Here is a 16752-nt window from a genome sequence, read left to right as displayed (position 1 = left end):
AGGACAATTTTGTTTACGTCATATTCTTTTTTCTACCGACCAGAAACTCCTAACGGAGTTTTTAAAATTTTTGTAAAAATTACCTCATTAGAGGTAAATCTTCGGTAAAAAAATAAACGACACGCACCACACAAATTGTCCCGTAGGGACAACTGAAAATTTTAACCAATCAAAAATCCCGTAAAAATTATCATTCGATAACAATAACATAAACTCATTTCATCTTTAAATCGATAAAATTGCTGCTTATTACTTTTAATAAATTCCCCATTTTGCAAAAGCTTAAAACCTATGAATTTAAAATTTACTTCGTCAATAATTATACTCTTTATAATAATCTTTAATCATAGCATTTCAGCCCAAAACCAAAAGAATTTAGACGGTGTTCAGGTTGCATTTTTATCTGATGTTCATCTTCAGGATTTGTTTGGAAGCTTTTCTGATAATGAATTTAAAGGTGTTTTGAATACCAAAACCGGAAAATATACGTTAATAAGAACGATGGCCTCGCAGTTACATTCGACGAGAATTTTCAATGAAAATTATTTTGCCTTCATTGCTGCTCTTGAAGATATTGCGAAAAGAAAAATAAAATACGTTGCACTCCCGGGCGATTACACCGATGACGGACAGCCGATACACGTGCGCGGATTGAAGAAAATTTTAGATCAATACCAAAAAAAATATGGTATTGAGTTTTTTATAACCACCGGAAATCATGACCCGGTTGGACCATTTGCTCAGGAATCGGGAAAAGAAGATTTTTTAGGAAAAGAAGGAAAAAGCCAACCCATTTTTAGCAAAGACGGCATGTATAAGCCAAACATGAATATCGAACAGCCAGTTGTCATAACAGCCGATATTGCTAAAATGGGTTATTTAGGCATAACCAATGATCTGCAAAACTTCGGATTTTATCCGAATAAAAAATACAAATTCTGGTCGACTCCTTTTGCCAGTTATAATTCCCAAAACTACAGTTACAAAAAAGCCGTTGAAGCTTCACAATTAACCAAAAGAGTGTACAATGTTGCGCCTGGATTTGAAGTTCCGGACGTAAGTTATGTCGTGGAACCAATCGACGGACTTTGGTTAATGGCAATCGACGGAAATGTTTATATTCCGAAGAAAACCGATGGCGATCCAAAAGACTCCAAAAGTTATTCTGAAGCAAGTACAGGTTATAATAATGTACTTTCAAATAAAAAACATCTTATAAAATGGGTTCAGGATATTTCGACGGAAGCCAGACTTCGCGGAAAAACTTTGGTTGCTTTCAGCCATTTTCCAATGATTGATTTTAATGATGACGCTTCTGCAGAAATAAAAGAATTATTAGGTCCAAATAAATGGCAGTTGAATCGAGTTCCTGTTGAAGAAGTGGCTCAGGTTTTTGCCGATGCGGGATTGAAGATTCATTTTGGCGGGCACATGCATATCAACGATACAGGATTACGCACCACTGCAAAAGGAAATACTTTGGTTAATATTCAAACGCCGTCGCTTGCGGCTTATATTCCAGCTTATAAATTATTGACGATTAAAAAAGATAATCTGGTCGATATTCAAACTATTACAATTGATGAGGTTGAAGGATTTGATGAACTTTTTGATTTGTATAAAATGGAATATCAGTTTTTGCAAAGTCAGAATGCAAAAGACATTTGGAATATCGATATTCTAAAAACTAAAAATTACCACGATTTCACCGATTTCCATTTGAAGGAATTAGTTCGATTAAGATTTTTATCAGATGACTGGCCTTCTGCTTTTAAGGATTTTATTCTGAATGTTTCGGCTAATGATTTATTGGTTTTGGCGAATCTTCAATCGGATAAAGATTTTGATTTTATTCTGAAAAACAAATCACAGTTTCAAAAGGAATGGAATGAAGCCGAATTGAAATCGGAACAAATTTTAGCTCAAAACAATCTCAAAAAAGAAGATTTTAACTGGACAGGAAATGATCTTTTAATCGACTTTTACCGTTTTAGAAGTGCTGATGAATTGGCTCTTGCCGATGTAGGAGAAAAACGTGTTGCCGCTTATAAAGTTTTATCGAAGCTGTATTTAGAGAATTCTAAAGAAGAAGTTGCTAAACCTTTGCAAAAACAGATGAAATTGTTTCTTGACATCTTTAACAAATTCATGCATGAAGTTCCTGCAGATCATTTTACAGTTGATTTGAAAACGGGTGAAGTTAAAAGCTTGAAGTAATTTTAGTGTATATTTTAACGCAAAGGGCGCAAAGGTTTTTCGCAAAGGACACAAAGTTTTTTTAAGAAGATTTTTAAAAATCAAAGTTCGCAAAGCTTTATCAATTATAGCTTTGCGAACTTTACGTTTATTAATAAACGCAAACAAAAGCCTTTGTAAACTTTGCGAAAAACCTTTGCGCTCTTTGCGTTAAAAAAAATCACAGTCACAATCTTGAAAACTGTGACTGCGACTGTAAACTAAAACCTAATTACCATTAACCGGATCAACTCTCACATAAGTCCCATCATCATATTTAATTTGATAAGGAGAATTAAAGAAAGTACTCGGTAAATAATAATCGGTAGTGATGATTTGTGCTCCTGACGTTTTTGCGGCATTGAAATGCGTGTAATCGTTTGCTCTTGCTTCTTTGGTATCAGCATCAGCTCTGGTTCTTATTATGTAGCCTTTTTTAACTAAATCGGCTATTGTAGCATCTTCAGGATTATTTCTGAATATTGTTGCAGCTTCTGGTTTTCCGGGCTCGGCATTGATGAAAACCGCACGACCTTTTAATGACGGGTGATTTAAAGCATATAAATCTCTTTTTGCTCCGTTATTATCCAAAATAAACAAGAATTTGCCTTTTGCTTTTTTTAGTGTTGGCCAGTTGTTGTTTAAAACTGCTTCTTCCAGCGTTTTGTATTTTCCACGTACCATATCTGGTGTGATTAATTTGTCTTTTCCTAACTCTTTACGGATTACCTTATCTACTTCATCAAAAATAGCAGCAGTGAAATCTTCTGGTTTTGTTCCGAAGAAATTAGCATCACCGTCTTTTGGTTCCAAAGTAATGAAAACCGGAATGTGACCAGGATTCGCATCCGACCATTTTTTTAATTCCTGAAGACAAATTTCGAAAGTGTAACAAGAAGTTTTAAAATCAATATCCGGCATGTGGAAAACTTTAAAACCCGGTTTTTTCATTAACCCGTTTGGATCGTATGCTTCTTGTTGTTTTACAATATCAAGACCTTTTGGATGCGCATATTTCCCGCCTTTAGCATCGGCAAAAATATCAATTTCCAATTGGCGTAAACCTTTATTTAACTGTTCTGTAATGCTGATGTGAGTATACTGTAAACCTTTTAGCGAACGTAAAGTATCTTTTGCCTGAATAAAGTTATATAAATCAGGTTCAATGTTGTGTCGGTAACTGTTGTGTGAGCCAATAACTTGTATCTGGTTAATTTTTAGGTTGTCATTTTGCGCCTGGCTCAATTGTACTGTCCCGGCAAAAAGCAATGCAAACAAAATTTGTTTCATGATTTTGGATGAAATTAGGATTAAAAAGTATGGAAGCGCAGCAAATGAGAATTGCATTTTCTAGAGAGTACTAAAGTAAAATTGGTATTTAATTTTTGTGTTAGCTAAACGAAAACAAATCGCAAACCAACTGTCATTTTTGCTCAAAAATAGTAGTATTAATAAAGCAAAAGTATTTCAAATTTAATTTAAAGATAACTTTCAGGCAAAAACTATTGGTATAACATTTCCTTATTTTACATCACTTAATGTGACCAAAATAACCAATGAAGAATCCTGAAATTTTTGAAAAAACGTATACTGATTACTGGCAGAAACTTAATGCCTTTTCGTATACAATGACTCAGGATAAAGACTTGGCGCAGAATATTGTTCAGGATGTTTTTATTGATTTATGGGAACGAAAAGATGATTTAAACATTAATGCGATCGAACCTTATTTATTCAGAGCGGTAAAAAATCAGATTTTTAAACATTACCAAAATAATCGTTTCGACAAGACGATTATGGAAGATAAATTTGAAGATTACATTATCGACAATTTTTCGTCGATTGACCCGGAAGTAATGGATTTACTTTATTCTTTATTAGACAAACTTCCGGAGAAAAGAAAAGAGGTTTTATTGATGTATAAATTTCAGGATATGTCAATTGACCAGATTGCAGACGAACTTGGAATTTCGAAACAAACGGTAAAAAATCAAATTTCATCGGCATTAAAACAATTGCGTGAAGGCTTGAAAGATCTGGCCTGGATGGCTCCAATTATCTTTTTTAAACAAAATTTTTAAGATAACTTTCTGTTAATGGTTTCATAATATTTCTCGATAGTACGATTTTAAACTTTCGGTACTTACTTGTAATAATAAGTCATTTAATTGAATTGGCTTTTTTTAAACACATAGAAACATAGGTATTTCTTTTTGAGAAAAGAGAATAAAAAAACTAGTTTTTACACATAGCTAATCGTAATACATTATGATTGTTAATGTAAGTGAAACGCCTTTAAGAAGTAAAAAAACTATGTCTTATGTGTTAGAAAATCGCAACAGGCAGTAACATATTTATGATAAAAAGAATCAAGCATAGTTTAGAATATCTAATTGATAAAAGTTCCCGAAATAAAACTTCAGAGGCAGAAGAAAATCTGCTGCATAATTTTGCTTTAAGTGAATATCAAAATTCAAAATGGGATGAATCTTCAATGGGGAATTCTGATGAGGTTTCCAGAAATATATATGACGGAATTCAGCTTCGAATGGAGAAGAAGAAAGCCTTTAATCCTTATTTAAAATACATGGCTGCTGCCAGTATTCTTTTTCTTGCTGGTTTAGGTTTTTTCTTTAGACCAAGTATTGCAGTCGAAAAACAACTATCATTTAAAACGTCAGATACCCCCAAATCTATCAGTTTAAGTGATGGCACGAAAATTTATCTGGCAGCAAATTCATCATTTCAGTATCCTGAAAAATTTAAAGGCGGTGAAAGAAAGGTTTCCCTATTAAAAGGTAATGCTTTTTTTGAAGTTACCAAAGACAAAAAACATCCTTTTATCATTACTTCCGGCGAAGTTAAAACGAGAGTTATGGGAACATCATTTCACATTCAAATGTCAAAATCAAAATGCGAAGTCATTGTTGTAACCGGAAAAGTAAATGTTACCTCAAAAGGGCAGAGTGTTGATTTGGTTCCAAATGAAGAAGCACTTTTTGAATCGCAAAAATTAACGAAACAACTTGCTGACAAAGCACTTTTGGTTAATTGGTACAATACCGATGTAACACTAAACCAGACTACTCTTAAACAGGTTATTACTATTTTACAATATAAATACGGAGTTTCATTTCAATATGATAATGAACAGGTATTAGCAACGCCGTTAACGGTATTCATTAAGAAAGACGCAGCATTAGAGAATGTTTTAGAACAAATAAATTATATCACAAACCTAAAATTCAAAGTTTATGGCGAAATAGTAAAAGTGGATTAAAAACAAAAAAGCAGCTGCTGAGAACAACTGCCATTAATAATTAAGTATCGTAAAAAACCAATAACTTAAATCATGTATTTTAAACCTTCTTATTTAAATCTAAAGAGTTTTATCTTTTTAGTACTAGCGTTACTAACCATTGAGAGTGGTTTTAGTAAAACTAATTTAAAAAAATCAAAAGTAGAAAATAAAACAGAAAAAGCTACACTTGTTTCTATTTTTTCAAAATTAAGCCAGCAGACTGATTATAAGTTCAGTTACGGACAAGCAGTAATTGCTGATAATACTGCATATACAGTAAATTACAATGGAGAATCGGTTGCGGCAATTTTGAACGATCTTTCAAAAAAAGCAAATTTCAATTATAACATCAGCGGAAAATTAGTTTTAATCCAAAAAACAACAGCGCCAAAAGCAGTAAATACTAAAGCTGTTGACAGAATTAAAGTAAAAGGAAAAATTGTTGACGAAAACAAAGTGCCTATTCCGGGTGCAACAGTAATGGAAACAAGTACTTCTAACTCAACTGTTACTGATTTTGATGGTGTATTTGAACTTTCTGTTGGAGAAGGAAGAACGATCGAAGTTTCGTACGTAGGTTATAAAACCAAAATCCTTCCTGCACAGACTGGCTATATGACAATTCAATTAGAGCCAAGTACTTCAGAATTAAATGAGGTTTTGGTTGTAGGTTACGGAAAACAATCTAAAAAAGATGTTACCGGTGCGGTTACACAATTAGAAGCGGCAAACTTTAAACAAGGAGTAAATATTTCTGTAGATAATTTAATTCAGGGAAAAGTTGCCGGTGTACGTGTTGTAAACACAAGTGGTGAGCCTGGAGCAGGAGTAAATGTTACGATTAGAGGAGTTGGTTCTATCAGAAGCGGTAGTACGCCCTTATTTGTTGTTGATGGTGTGCCATTGTCAAATGATGATGTAAGTCCTTCAGGAAGCAATGTTGGTTTTGGAAATTCATCTGCTAAAAATCCATTAAACTTTTTGAATACAAGTGATATCGAATCAATTACGATTTTAAAAGATGCATCGGCTTCTGCAATTTATGGCGCAAGAGGATCTAACGGTGTTGTTTTGGTTACAACTAAAAAAGGTTCAAAAGGTGAAGGAACTTTAACATTAGATTCTTATATGGGAATTGCTAATGTGGCAAAAAAACTAGATGTTTTAAATGCAGGCCAATATAGAGCTGCAATTAAAGACCCTGCTTTTGATCACGGTGGAAATACAGACTGGCAGGATGTAATTTACAGAACGGCAATTACTTCAAACAATTCATTGTCATTTTCTAAACAAACAGAAACAGGAAATTACTACGCATCTCTTGCTCAAATGGATCAGGAAGGTGTTGTAAACAATAGTAATTTTAAACGTATTTCAGGAAGAATTAACGCTGCGGAATCATTTTTAGACAACAAACGTTTAAAAGTAAAAATGAACCTTACTGCAAGTGAAACGAAAGACGACGGTGTTCCTACAAGTGATGATGGAGGTTCTAACGGACAATTGATCGTACATACTTTAATGGCAAACCCAACACGTTCTGTTTTTGATGCTAACGGAAATTACACGAACTTTAACATGAATGCACATTACAATCCGGCTTATTTATTAAGCATTTATGAGGATCGTACCCGCACTTTAAGAGTTTTAGGAAACTTAGAAACATCTTTAAGAATTGTTAACGGATTAGAGTATAAATTGAATATTGGTATCGACCGTTCTATGGCGGAAAGAAATACGACAATTTATCCAAACTTAACAGATTTGAACCCAAAAGGAAAATATGTTCAAAACAACTTAGATTCTAAAAATTCTTTGATTGAGCATTATTTGACTTACAATCTAAATTTAGACAAACATAAAATTGAAGCTCTTGGCGGGTTTTCTTATCAAAAATTTGAAAGATCTGGAACAGCTTTCAGCATCGACGGAATCTCTGCTCAGGGAGTTGGTGTAAAGCCTTCTATCAATCCTGGTTTTGCAGGAACACAGTCTGGAACTTCAGGTTATGCACAGGAAAATGAATTACAGTCTTATTTTGGAAGATTAAATTATACTTTCAACGAAAAGTATCTTTTAACAGCTTCTATGAGAGCTGACGGATCGACTCGTTTTGGTAAAAATAACAAATACGGTTACTTTCCTTCATTTGCAATGGGATGGAATATTGCTAAAGAAAGTTTCTTAGAAAATGCCACTGCTCTAAGCAATTTAAAATTGAGATTAAGCTGGGGGCAAACAGGAAATCAGGAAGTTGAAAATAAAATTACGCAGGCAAGTTATTCATTATCTGGCGCCGATGGATATTATTTATACAACGATTTGAATCTGGTTAACGGAGTTTCTGTAAACAGAACACCAAATCCTGACTTAAAATGGGAGGTTGTTACACAATATAATGCTGGTTTAGATTTTAGTTTTTGGAATGATAAATTCTACGGAACTTTAGATTATTTCAACAAAACAACGACAGATGCGATTTTAAATGTTCCTTCTCAGGCTTTAAGCCCAACAACTACTATCTGGACAAACATCGACGGAAAAATCATCAATAAAGGTTTTGAGTTTATGATAGGTTCAAAATTAATCGACAAAAAAGATTTTTCTTGGAATATCGATATGAACGGTGCGACTTTAAACAACAAAATCGAAAATCTTCCGGTTTCAGAAATTTTAACAGGAACTATTTCAGGACCAGGACAATCTGGTGTAAATGCTAATATTTACAAAAGCGGCTACGCAGCAGGATCTTTCTATTTGTTACAGCATGTTGGTTTTGACCAAAACGGTGCTAATATTTTTAAAGATCAAAACGGAGATGGTAAAATTGATAACAGCGACAGAGTAATTATCGAAGGTGCTTTACCAACTTTCTATTATGGATTTAATAGTGATATGAGATATAAAAACTTTACATTCTCATTCTCAATCATCGGGCAGACTGGCGGTTATTTATTGAATAATACAGGTTTAAATGCATTAAATATAAACAACTTAGCATCTGATCGTAACGTTGCAACTGGTTATTATGAGTCTGGGGCAAACCCGGCAAACTCTCCAATCTTGTCAACTCTTTTCTTAGAAAAATCAGATTTTATCCGATTAAACACGGCTCGTATTGGTTACAATTTCGATTTAAAAGGAATGAACTGGATCAACGGATTAACACTTTATGTAACAGGTCAGAACTTAGTAACAATTACAAATTACACAGGTTACGACCCGTTAATCAACAGTCCTAAATCAAACGGCGGCAACCAATCTATTGGTATTGATTATGCTAGTTACCCAACTTCTAGAACATTCAGTTTTGGAGCAACTTTAAAACTATAATTTATTATGAAGACAAATAAAATTTTTAATATAAAATTAATCGCATTATTCTCTTTTGTTTGGCTTTTTGCCAGCTGTACTGATCTTGACGAAGTTGTTCTTGATGAGGTTTTGGGAGAAAATGCTTCAAATCCTGCAGGAGCGCTTGCCGCAGCTTATGACCGATTGGGAGACAGAACTTTTACAGATCATGGCGGGGTTTTTTCTTTACAGGAATATTCTACAGATGAAGCAATCCTGCCAACTCGTGGAAGTGACTGGGGAGATGGCGGAAAATGGAGAGATATGCATGAATTTACATGGAAATCTGATAATGCTATTGTTGGTGATAACTGGAATTTACTGACAAATGGAATTACACGTTCTTTAACTGCAATTCAGTCAGTTCAGGAAAGTTCTATTCCTGAGAAGAAATTATTTTTGGCCGAAGCCAAAGGACTTTTAGCGTATTATTTGTATACAACTTTAGATTTGTACGGACAAGCACCATACAGAGATCCAATGAACCCAAATGCGCCTTTGCAGATTTTAAAAGCTAACACACAGATTGATGTTTTAATTGCCGATGTTGAAGCTTTAATTCCGGATTTAGCCAATATGGGAGAACAGCAAACACACCACGGAAGATTTACAAAAGAAGCTGCTTACGGTTTCCTGGCTACAATGTATTTAAATCGCGCTGTTTTTAAAGATCGTTACAATGCTGCTTCTAACTTTAATTTTAGCGAAGCTGCAGTAAGTGGTACAGGAACAGATATGGATCGTGTAATTTATTATACTTCATTATTAATCAATTCTGGAAAATATTCTTTAGAAAGCGATTATTTCAAAAACTTTGCGAGAGATAATGACAATGGTAAAGAACTTATTTTTGCTATTTCCCAAAAAATAGATTACATCCGTAATGGTTCTAACAGTTTTGCATATGTATGTATGGAGCGCAACCAAAGAACTTCTGCAGCAAACAGAGGAACAAATGCAGCTTGTACAACTCCTGAGTTTTTTGCAACATGGGATGGAAATCATGATGATCCAAGATTCCAACAAAAATATCAATATGGTGATGGTACATGGTTTATGAATGATGGTACAGATGTAAGTACTCCTGCAACGGATATTGTACCAAAAAGCGCTAATTTACCTTGGTTTCATTTTAACAGAGGAATTCAGTACGGACTACAATACGGACCAAAATTACTGGCTTCGGGATCTCTTGAAATGACAGGTAACCGTATCAAAGTTTCTCCATTATATATGGAAAAAAGTACAACAACCAGAATGGATTTTACACCATCTTTAACCTTTAAAAATCCTGCTCAGGCTGTTTTTGCTCAAAACGAAATCAATCAGGGAGCACGTATTTTTAAATATGAATTTGACCCGGAAGGAGGAAACGGAAACAGTAATGTCGATATACCGTTATACCGTTTAGGCGGAATCTACACAATGAGAGCTGAAGCTTATTTTAGAAAAGGAAGCACAGGATTAGCAATGGACGACCTTAACAAATTGCGTACAAGCAGAAAAAGAGAATCTTTATATGCAAGTGCATCTGGAAAACCATTAACATCAATAGATCAAACAGTATTATACAACGAAATAGGTTTCGAATTGTATTGGGAATTATACAGAAGACCACAAATGATCCGTTTCGGAAAATTTGATCTTCCGGGAACTGCAAAAGCAGCTTCACAGCCTTTTAGAAGAGTATTCCCAATTCCTCAGTCAACAATTGATGTGACCAAACAATTCCAGCAAAATCAAGGATACAATTAAGAATTTGTGTTAGTTTATTTTTATTTTTTTTTTGAAAAAAGCCTGTCTTCGGAAGAAGCAGGCTTTTTCTTTTTTGAGGAACAAAGGCGAAAAGTTTTTTTTGATTTTATGGAAAATCTTTGTGAATTTAATTTTTCGTTAGGTATTGTAGAGACGCACCGCAGTGCGTCTCACGCCCAATATTCCGTTCCAATAAAACATATTATTTTTCTCTGTAAACCTAATAAATTTGATGTTAGACGTACTGCAGTGCATTTCTACGGAAAATCTTTGTGAATTTAATTTTTTGTTAGGTATTGTAGAGGCGTACTGCAGTGCGTCTCACGCCCAATATTTCACTCCAATACAAAAACTCTGTCCCTTTGCACCTTTTCGCCTCTGCACCTTTAAAAAAACTTATCCCTTAAAAAATTATAATAAACAAATGAGAAAATGTAAGGACTAACTATCATAAAATCAGTAAATTTGAGTTAAATTTAAGTGTTTTGATAAAGTGTGCTTATAAAATAAAAATCAGCTCAATTAATAACTCAAAAAAGTATAAAATTATGATACATCAAATCGACACTACCGATAACATTGTTGCCTTTAGAGCGTTGGCAGAAGTTACAAAAGAAGACTTTTTAATTGCAGTAGTTCCAGCCGTTGAACACTTGGTAAAACAAACCAGTGAAATCAATTTTTTATTGGTTCTCGATACCGATATTGAAAACTTTACCGCAGGTGCATGGCTTCAGGATGCACTTTTAGGATTAAAGCATTTAGGAAAGTGGAACAGAGCTGCCATCGTAACAGATTCTGAAGATATTATCTCTTTCACAAATGGGTTTAGTTATGTAGTTCCGGGAGAATTCCACGGATTTAAAAAAGAAGCTTTCAACAAAGCATTAAATTGGGTTGAAGGAAATATAAATCTGCCTGCTAATTAGAAATTAGTTAATTAGAGAATGTGGCAATCAGATAATTCAAAAGTACTCAGCAGATAAAATGTAAAACATGACATTTATAGAAATGCCCGTTAAGTTTTTTGACCTAACGGGCATTTTTAGCATTATCAAGAATGCTTTTTTATTATTTTGATACTTTTTTGTAAACAGCAGCAGATAATAATGGCAGTGCAAGACTTCCAACAATTGCGGCAGCTTTATTGTGTCCGGTTTTCTTTAAAACAGCTCCAATCAAAATTGAACCAATTCCGGCAAAAGCCAGTTGTTTTACTGAAAGATTAGCAGTATTATTTTCGATAGGTTTGATTCCGTGCAATAATGGGTCAATGAATTGTAACTTTTCCATGATTTGTATTTATTTAATTAAACGTATTTTTATTTGTTGATATTCTTTTCGTTATCAGTTTCAGTCTCAATTTTTTCGATTTCCACTTTTTCTTTTTTTATGGCTTGTCTAAGAAGTGCAAAAAGGCTCATATAAATGTTGGCAATAAATACCAGCGAAAACCCGGCCAAAATATAACCGCGCCAGTCGTTTAACAAAAGTTTATAATCTGTAAAAATTAAAAAGCCAATTGTAACATAATGACTAAAGCAGTATTCGCAGGTAAAAAGATAAAAGAATTTTCGTGTCAGTAAATGCCTGTCATTTTTAGAATGTCTGACACACCACTCGTGAGGCTCCCTAAAAATCTCTTCATGCGTCATTGTCCAGCTTATGCACGCTATTGGAACAGCCAATATAAAAAGCCAGATAATTTGTGCTGTTATAGTCATGAACTAATAATGTTTAAACTAATTTTGTTTATTCTCTCGGATGATTTTCAGGATAATGTTCAGCATCAAAATCATCTAATTCTTCGTCTTTGTCCAAATCATTTTCATAATCTAATTCCGGATCGTAATCGTCATCAAAATCATTTTCTTTGCCATCATTTGTAACAGCATCATCCTCATTTATGATTCTTTCATGATTCGGAATATTTTCAGATGTTACATTCATGTTTTTTTTGAAATCCTGCACTGGATATTCCAAACTTTCAATAAATTCTTCCTGATATTGATACGGATCTTCATTTCTTTCGTAATTATCAATCAATGTATTTTGTTCTATAACATCAGGATCGCTTTTACCAAATTCCTGACTATTTTCTTTCTTTAAATCCTGTTTGTATTGATCTTCATTAGAATATGTACCATCTACAAACGTGTTTTGATCTATAAAATCCGGATCAGTATGACCGTAGTCATAGTTGTTTAGCTTTTCCATAACGTTTTTATTTTAGTTATTTCCTATTTTTTTGTAGAATGCAAATCCTTCATGTCTTTTGCTGAAGGCCTAATTATATTTTCAGTTGCTCTGGTTTTTCCTGAAATTCTCTCGTCTTGCACTTTTATACTTGTCACCGCTATTTTTGCTTTAGCATTATTGTTAGTTTCAACTTTAGTTTTCATAGCCTTTCAAGTTTTAAAAGTTTGTATTTTACAAAGTTAGCAAGCAGGAGACAGAATGTTTTACAAGAAAATAAATTATAGCTGCATAATTAACAGGTACTTAATAGTGTATACAAACAAAGCAGAAAAGCTGGAAAATGAGTTTTTTGCCCTAAATTGATATTCAAATGGCTTATATGAGATATACTCGACATGTGGTTTTAGTAATTTTATAGAAATTTGAATTCATTAAAACATAATGTTCCATCGGAACATCCTATCGGTAGCAGCTAAATAAATTAATTTTTTTGCGTTCCATAGGAACGATTGATTTTTTATAAAAATATATGGCCAATACATACACACAACTGCATATACAATTTGTATTTGCAGTAAAATTCAGAAAAGCATTAATTGCAGCAGAATGGAAAGACAGATTACATCAATACATAACAGGCATAATTCAATCAAATCAGCATAAAATGCTTTGTGTAAACAGTATGCCGGATCATATTCATATTTTTATAGGAATGCGCCCGACGCAATCTATTTCTTCACTAATTCAAAATGTAAAGACAGAAACCAGCAAATGGATTAAAGAACAAAAATTCTCAGTAAATTTTGCATGGCAGGAAGGTTATGGTGCATTTTCATATTCAAGAAGTCATGTTCCGAATGTAATTCGTTATATACAAAATCAAGAACAGCATCATAAAAAAGAAACTTTTTTAGAGGAATATCAAAAATTGTTAAAAGCATTTGAAATTGAATATGATGAACAATATATTTTTAAAGAGCCAATTTTATAATATCAAACGTTCCTACGGAACGTAACGAAAACGACATGTTTTTTTCTACCGATAAGATGTTCCGATGGAACATTATATTTTAATGATTCAAAATTATGTTCCATTAGAAACAATTCATAGACAGCCTTAAAAGAAGAATAATGTTCCGATGGAGAATTATATTTTAATGATTCAAAATTATGCTCCATTAGAAACAATTCATAGACAGCCTTAAAAGAATAATGTTCCGATGGAGAATTATATTTAATGATTCAAAATTATGCTCCATTAGAAACAATTCATAGACAGCCTTAAAAGAAAAGAGGCTGTCTCAAAAGTCGAGACAACCTCTTTTTTATTCGGATACCTATCGGAGAAATTTTCCATTTACGCGATTCTCAACAGCTTGATTTTACTTTAGAGACAGCCTCTATATTTTAATGATTCAAAATTATGCTCCATTAGAAACAATTCATAGACAGCCTTAAAAGAATAATGTTCCGATGGAGAATTATATTTTAATGATTCAAAATTATGCTCCATTAGAAACAATTCATAGACAGCCTTAAAAGAATAATGTTCCGATGGAGAATTATATTTAATGATTCAAAATTATGCTCCATTAGAAACAATTCATAGGCAGCCTTAAAAGAATAATGTTCCGATGGAACATTATATTTTAATGATTCAAAATTATGTTCCATTAGAAACAATTCATAGGCAGCCTTAAAAGAAAAATGTTCCATCGGAACATCTTATTGGTAGTTCTAAATTAATTAATAAAAATTACGTTCCGTAGGAACGTTTGGCAAGCAAATATTATTAAAATAAAAATAAGATCTATTTATGTAAAAAAAAATATTACATATCTCAAACGTCCCTATAGGACGTAATGAAAACACATGTGTTTTTTTCTACCGATGAATTGTTCCTACGGAACAGTCCCATAGAGAATGTTTTTATGGGTTAATAATTATTTATGATATACGGTTTTTTACGTCTTTTATATTTGATTAAATTTGACCTAATTGTAACATATTAAACTTTTTAAAGGAGATATAATGCTATAGACAATCCTAAATTTACTTAGGATTAATACACAATTAAAGAAGAAGAATATGAAAAAGCTATTTTTAATTTTACTGTTTTTATTACAAATTCCTACTGTTTTTGGGCAGAATCAGGTTGAAGACCCTTCGACAAAAAAAATTATTGGAACTTGGTATGCTGATGCGAACCGGAATGCAAAATGGGTATTTACTTCAGATGGAAAACTTTATAATTACGACAAGGATATTTTCAAAGTTATGTTTCGTTACACCATTTCACATAGCTGCCAAAATAATTCAGATGATAATTCTGAATTTTTAACTTTAAGGGATAAAGATGGAAATGAATTTTGTTTTAAAATTAATGCAATAAACGAGAATAAAACCGGGGTTTTATCCTTAATCAAAATGGATACCATGCAGCCTCTTTTGTTTGTTAATAATGTAAATGTTAAAAGAGGAATGTAATATCAAACGTTCCTGCGGAATGATATCAAAAAAATATTTATTTTTTTCTGAGAAATGAAACTTTGCGTTTTTGCGGCAAAATTTTATTTCCATTAAACTTTCATTAACAAAAAGTAAGATTTCATTAGTTTATATTTGTAAGGCACAAATTAATCCTAAAGCGCTGTTCCTTATGAAAATAAAGTCTTTTTTCTGCCTATTTCTATTTGGTATTTTTTCGGCTTCGGCATACAGTCAGAATGTGAAGCTGTTAAATATCAGTCAGCTTAATGAAAGGATCAAAAACGGAAAAGACAGTACTTATGTAGTGAATTTTTGGGCAACCTGGTGCGCACCCTGCATTAAGGAATTACCGCATTTTGAAAAACTTGGCGCAGAACACAAGTCAGAGAAATTGGCCGTTTTATTAGTAAGTCTTGATTTTAAATCGAAACTGAGTTCAAGCGTCGTTCCGTTTGTGAAAAGAAAAAACCTGAAAAATGAAGTATTTCTTTTAAACGAAAGCAGTCCGCAGGAATTTATTGACCGAATAGATCCAAGCTGGTCAGGAAGTATTCCGGCAACACTTTTTATCAAAGATGATAATCGAAAATTTGTCGAAAACGAATTTACCTATGAACAATTATTAACTGAATATAAAAAACTGTAAACCCGTAAACCATGAAAAAAATAATTCTATTATTCGCATTAGCTCTTTCTGCCTTTCTGGCTCAGGCACAAACCGGAACAACTCTTAAAGCTGGGGATACCGCACCAGATTTTAAGCTGAAAAATGTAGACAATAAAGAAGTTTCTTTTGAAAGTTTCCCAAATGCAAAAGGTTATATTGTTGTTTTTACTTGTAATGCATGTCCTTATGCTGTAGGCTACGAACAAAGAATTATTGATTTAGATAAAAAATTCAAACCGCAGGGATATCCGGTAATTGCGATTAATCCAAATGATCCCGAAGCTTCTACAGCAGATACTTTTAACAAAATGCAGGATTTGGCAAAAGAGAAAAAATATCCTTTCCCATATTTATTTGATGCGGGACAAAAAATCACAGACGAATATGGAGCAAAACGTACACCTCACATTTTTATCGTTTCTAAAACAGCAAAAGGAAATGTTGTAGAATATGTTGGCGCAATTGATAATGATCCGGAAGGAACAAAAACCGAAAAAGTAAAATATGCCGAAGATGTAATTGCTGCTTTAAAAAGTAATCAAAAACCGGCTATAACGCAGACTAAAGAAATTGGCTGTACCGTAAAAAGAAAAGCAAAAGCTTAATTATCAGAATTTAATTTGTATAAAAAAGAGGCTGTCTCAAAAGGACAGCTTCTTTTTTTTGGTAAAAACAAGATTGTCCACTAAAAACATTAATTCAGGTTTTTCGGATTCCACTTTCAAGATAATTTTTTATTTCTTGCTGATTT

15 protein-coding genes are annotated in these 16752 nt (G+C 33.0%); 10 read left to right on the top strand and 5 right to left on the bottom strand.

Going from position 1 to position 16752, the window contains the following annotated elements:
- Positions 1-291 precede the first annotated feature (291 nt).
- On the top strand, positions 292-2217 hold the full coding sequence (locus LUU93_RS21020; protein WP_232683139.1) for a metallophosphoesterase family protein: 1926 nt from the start codon (positions 292-294) through the stop codon (positions 2215-2217).
- Positions 2218-2463: 246 nt separating this feature from the next.
- On the opposite strand, the gene LUU93_RS21015 is transcribed toward LUU93_RS21020, so the two are convergent.
- Positions 2464-3525, bottom strand: coding sequence for a phosphatidylinositol-specific phospholipase C1-like protein (locus LUU93_RS21015; RefSeq protein WP_232683138.1), 1062 nt, complete (start codon positions 3523-3525; stop codon positions 2464-2466).
- 266 nt (positions 3526-3791) lie between these two features.
- Here LUU93_RS21015 and LUU93_RS21010 point away from each other — a divergent pair, with 266 nt between their 5' ends.
- The 5 genes from LUU93_RS21010 to LUU93_RS20990 all read left to right on the top strand — a co-directional run bounded on the left by LUU93_RS21010 (position 3792) and on the right by LUU93_RS20990 (position 11574).
- Positions 3792-4316, top strand: coding sequence for an RNA polymerase sigma-70 factor (locus tag LUU93_RS21010; protein ID WP_232683136.1), 525 nt, complete (start codon positions 3792-3794; stop codon positions 4314-4316).
- A 275-nt stretch (positions 4317-4591) separates the two neighbouring features.
- Positions 4592-5515 (top strand): FecR family protein, encoded by a 924-nt coding sequence (locus LUU93_RS21005; protein ID WP_232683135.1) that lies wholly within the window; start codon positions 4592-4594, stop codon positions 5513-5515.
- A 72-nt stretch (positions 5516-5587) separates the two neighbouring features.
- Positions 5588-8869, top strand: a complete 3282-nt coding sequence (locus LUU93_RS21000; RefSeq protein ID WP_232683134.1) for a SusC/RagA family TonB-linked outer membrane protein — start codon at positions 5588-5590, stop codon at positions 8867-8869.
- 6 nt (positions 8870-8875) lie between these two features.
- Complete coding sequence (locus tag LUU93_RS20995) at positions 8876-10645, top strand: RagB/SusD family nutrient uptake outer membrane protein (RefSeq protein WP_232683133.1); 1770 nt, start codon at positions 8876-8878, stop codon at positions 10643-10645.
- A gap of 548 nt (positions 10646-11193) precedes the next feature.
- Complete coding sequence (locus LUU93_RS20990; RefSeq protein ID WP_232683132.1) at positions 11194-11574, top strand: SpoIIAA family protein; 381 nt, start codon at positions 11194-11196, stop codon at positions 11572-11574.
- 142 nt (positions 11575-11716) lie between these two features.
- On the opposite strand, the gene LUU93_RS20985 is transcribed toward LUU93_RS20990, so the two are convergent.
- Genes LUU93_RS20985 through LUU93_RS20970 form a run of 4 tightly spaced genes read right to left on the bottom strand, consistent with a single transcriptional unit; the run spans position 11717 to position 13047 of the window.
- Positions 11717-11938: a PrgI family protein gene (locus LUU93_RS20985; RefSeq protein WP_232683131.1), complete on the bottom strand. Its 222-nt coding sequence runs from the start codon at positions 11936-11938 to the stop codon at positions 11717-11719.
- A 29-nt stretch (positions 11939-11967) separates the two neighbouring features.
- Complete coding sequence (locus tag LUU93_RS20980) at positions 11968-12369, bottom strand: hypothetical protein (RefSeq protein ID WP_232683130.1); 402 nt, start codon at positions 12367-12369, stop codon at positions 11968-11970.
- A gap of 28 nt (positions 12370-12397) precedes the next feature.
- Positions 12398-12862 (bottom strand): hypothetical protein, encoded by a 465-nt coding sequence (locus tag LUU93_RS20975; protein ID WP_232683129.1) that lies wholly within the window; start codon positions 12860-12862, stop codon positions 12398-12400.
- 23 nt (positions 12863-12885) lie between these two features.
- Positions 12886-13047, bottom strand: coding sequence for a hypothetical protein (locus tag LUU93_RS20970; RefSeq protein ID WP_232683128.1), 162 nt, complete (start codon positions 13045-13047; stop codon positions 12886-12888).
- A 326-nt stretch (positions 13048-13373) separates the two neighbouring features.
- Here LUU93_RS20970 and tnpA point away from each other — a divergent pair, with 326 nt between their 5' ends.
- The 4 genes from tnpA to LUU93_RS20950 all read left to right on the top strand — a co-directional run bounded on the left by tnpA (position 13374) and on the right by LUU93_RS20950 (position 16606).
- Positions 13374-13835: an IS200/IS605 family transposase gene (gene tnpA, locus LUU93_RS20965; RefSeq protein ID WP_232683126.1), complete on the top strand. Its 462-nt coding sequence runs from the start codon at positions 13374-13376 to the stop codon at positions 13833-13835.
- A gap of 1097 nt (positions 13836-14932) precedes the next feature.
- Positions 14933-15331 carry a hypothetical protein gene (locus LUU93_RS20960; protein ID WP_232683124.1) on the top strand — a complete coding sequence of 133 codons (399 nt, stop codon included), beginning with the start codon at positions 14933-14935 and terminating at the stop codon, positions 15329-15331.
- Positions 15332-15503: 172 nt separating this feature from the next.
- Positions 15504-15980: a TlpA disulfide reductase family protein gene (locus tag LUU93_RS20955; RefSeq protein WP_232683123.1), complete on the top strand. Its 477-nt coding sequence runs from the start codon at positions 15504-15506 to the stop codon at positions 15978-15980.
- A gap of 11 nt (positions 15981-15991) precedes the next feature.
- Complete coding sequence (locus LUU93_RS20950; RefSeq protein WP_232683122.1) at positions 15992-16606, top strand: thioredoxin family protein; 615 nt, start codon at positions 15992-15994, stop codon at positions 16604-16606.
- Positions 16607-16752: the final 146 nt, after the last annotated feature.

Source organism: Flavobacterium soyae (assembly GCF_021245985.1).
Classification (GTDB): domain Bacteria; phylum Bacteroidota; class Bacteroidia; order Flavobacteriales; family Flavobacteriaceae; genus Flavobacterium; species Flavobacterium soyae.
Note: the sequence above shows the minus strand (reverse complement) of the source record. Positions and strands in the feature narration are given on the sequence as shown.

Bases quoted from the DNA above. Each gene is read 5' to 3' on its own strand.
- LUU93_RS20975 (WP_232683129.1), bottom strand. From the start codon at position 12,862: ATGGAAAAGCTAAACAACTATGACTACGGTCATACTGATCCGGATTTT.
- LUU93_RS20955 (WP_232683123.1), top strand. From the start codon at position 15,504: ATGAAAATAAAGTCTTTTTTCTGCCTATTTCTATTTGGTATTTTTTCG.
- LUU93_RS21000 (WP_232683134.1), top strand. From the start codon at position 5,588: ATGTATTTTAAACCTTCTTATTTAAATCTAAAGAGTTTTATCTTTTTA.
- LUU93_RS21020 (WP_232683139.1), top strand. From the start codon at position 292: ATGAATTTAAAATTTACTTCGTCAATAATTATACTCTTTATAATAATC.
- LUU93_RS20970 (WP_232683128.1), bottom strand. From the start codon at position 13,047: ATGAAAACTAAAGTTGAAACTAACAATAATGCTAAAGCAAAAATAGCG.
- LUU93_RS20960 (WP_232683124.1), top strand. From the start codon at position 14,933: ATGAAAAAGCTATTTTTAATTTTACTGTTTTTATTACAAATTCCTACT.
- LUU93_RS20980 (WP_232683130.1), bottom strand. From the start codon at position 12,369: ATGACTATAACAGCACAAATTATCTGGCTTTTTATATTGGCTGTTCCA.
- LUU93_RS20985 (WP_232683131.1), bottom strand. From the start codon at position 11,938: ATGGAAAAGTTACAATTCATTGACCCATTATTGCACGGAATCAAACCT.
- LUU93_RS20990 (WP_232683132.1), top strand. From the start codon at position 11,194: ATGATACATCAAATCGACACTACCGATAACATTGTTGCCTTTAGAGCG.
- LUU93_RS21015 (WP_232683138.1), bottom strand. From the start codon at position 3,525: ATGAAACAAATTTTGTTTGCATTGCTTTTTGCCGGGACAGTACAATTG.
- LUU93_RS21005 (WP_232683135.1), top strand. From the start codon at position 4,592: ATGATAAAAAGAATCAAGCATAGTTTAGAATATCTAATTGATAAAAGT.
- LUU93_RS20995 (WP_232683133.1), top strand. From the start codon at position 8,876: ATGAAGACAAATAAAATTTTTAATATAAAATTAATCGCATTATTCTCT.
- LUU93_RS21010 (WP_232683136.1), top strand. From the start codon at position 3,792: ATGAAGAATCCTGAAATTTTTGAAAAAACGTATACTGATTACTGGCAG.
- tnpA (WP_232683126.1), top strand. From the start codon at position 13,374: ATGGCCAATACATACACACAACTGCATATACAATTTGTATTTGCAGTA.
- LUU93_RS20950 (WP_232683122.1), top strand. From the start codon at position 15,992: ATGAAAAAAATAATTCTATTATTCGCATTAGCTCTTTCTGCCTTTCTG.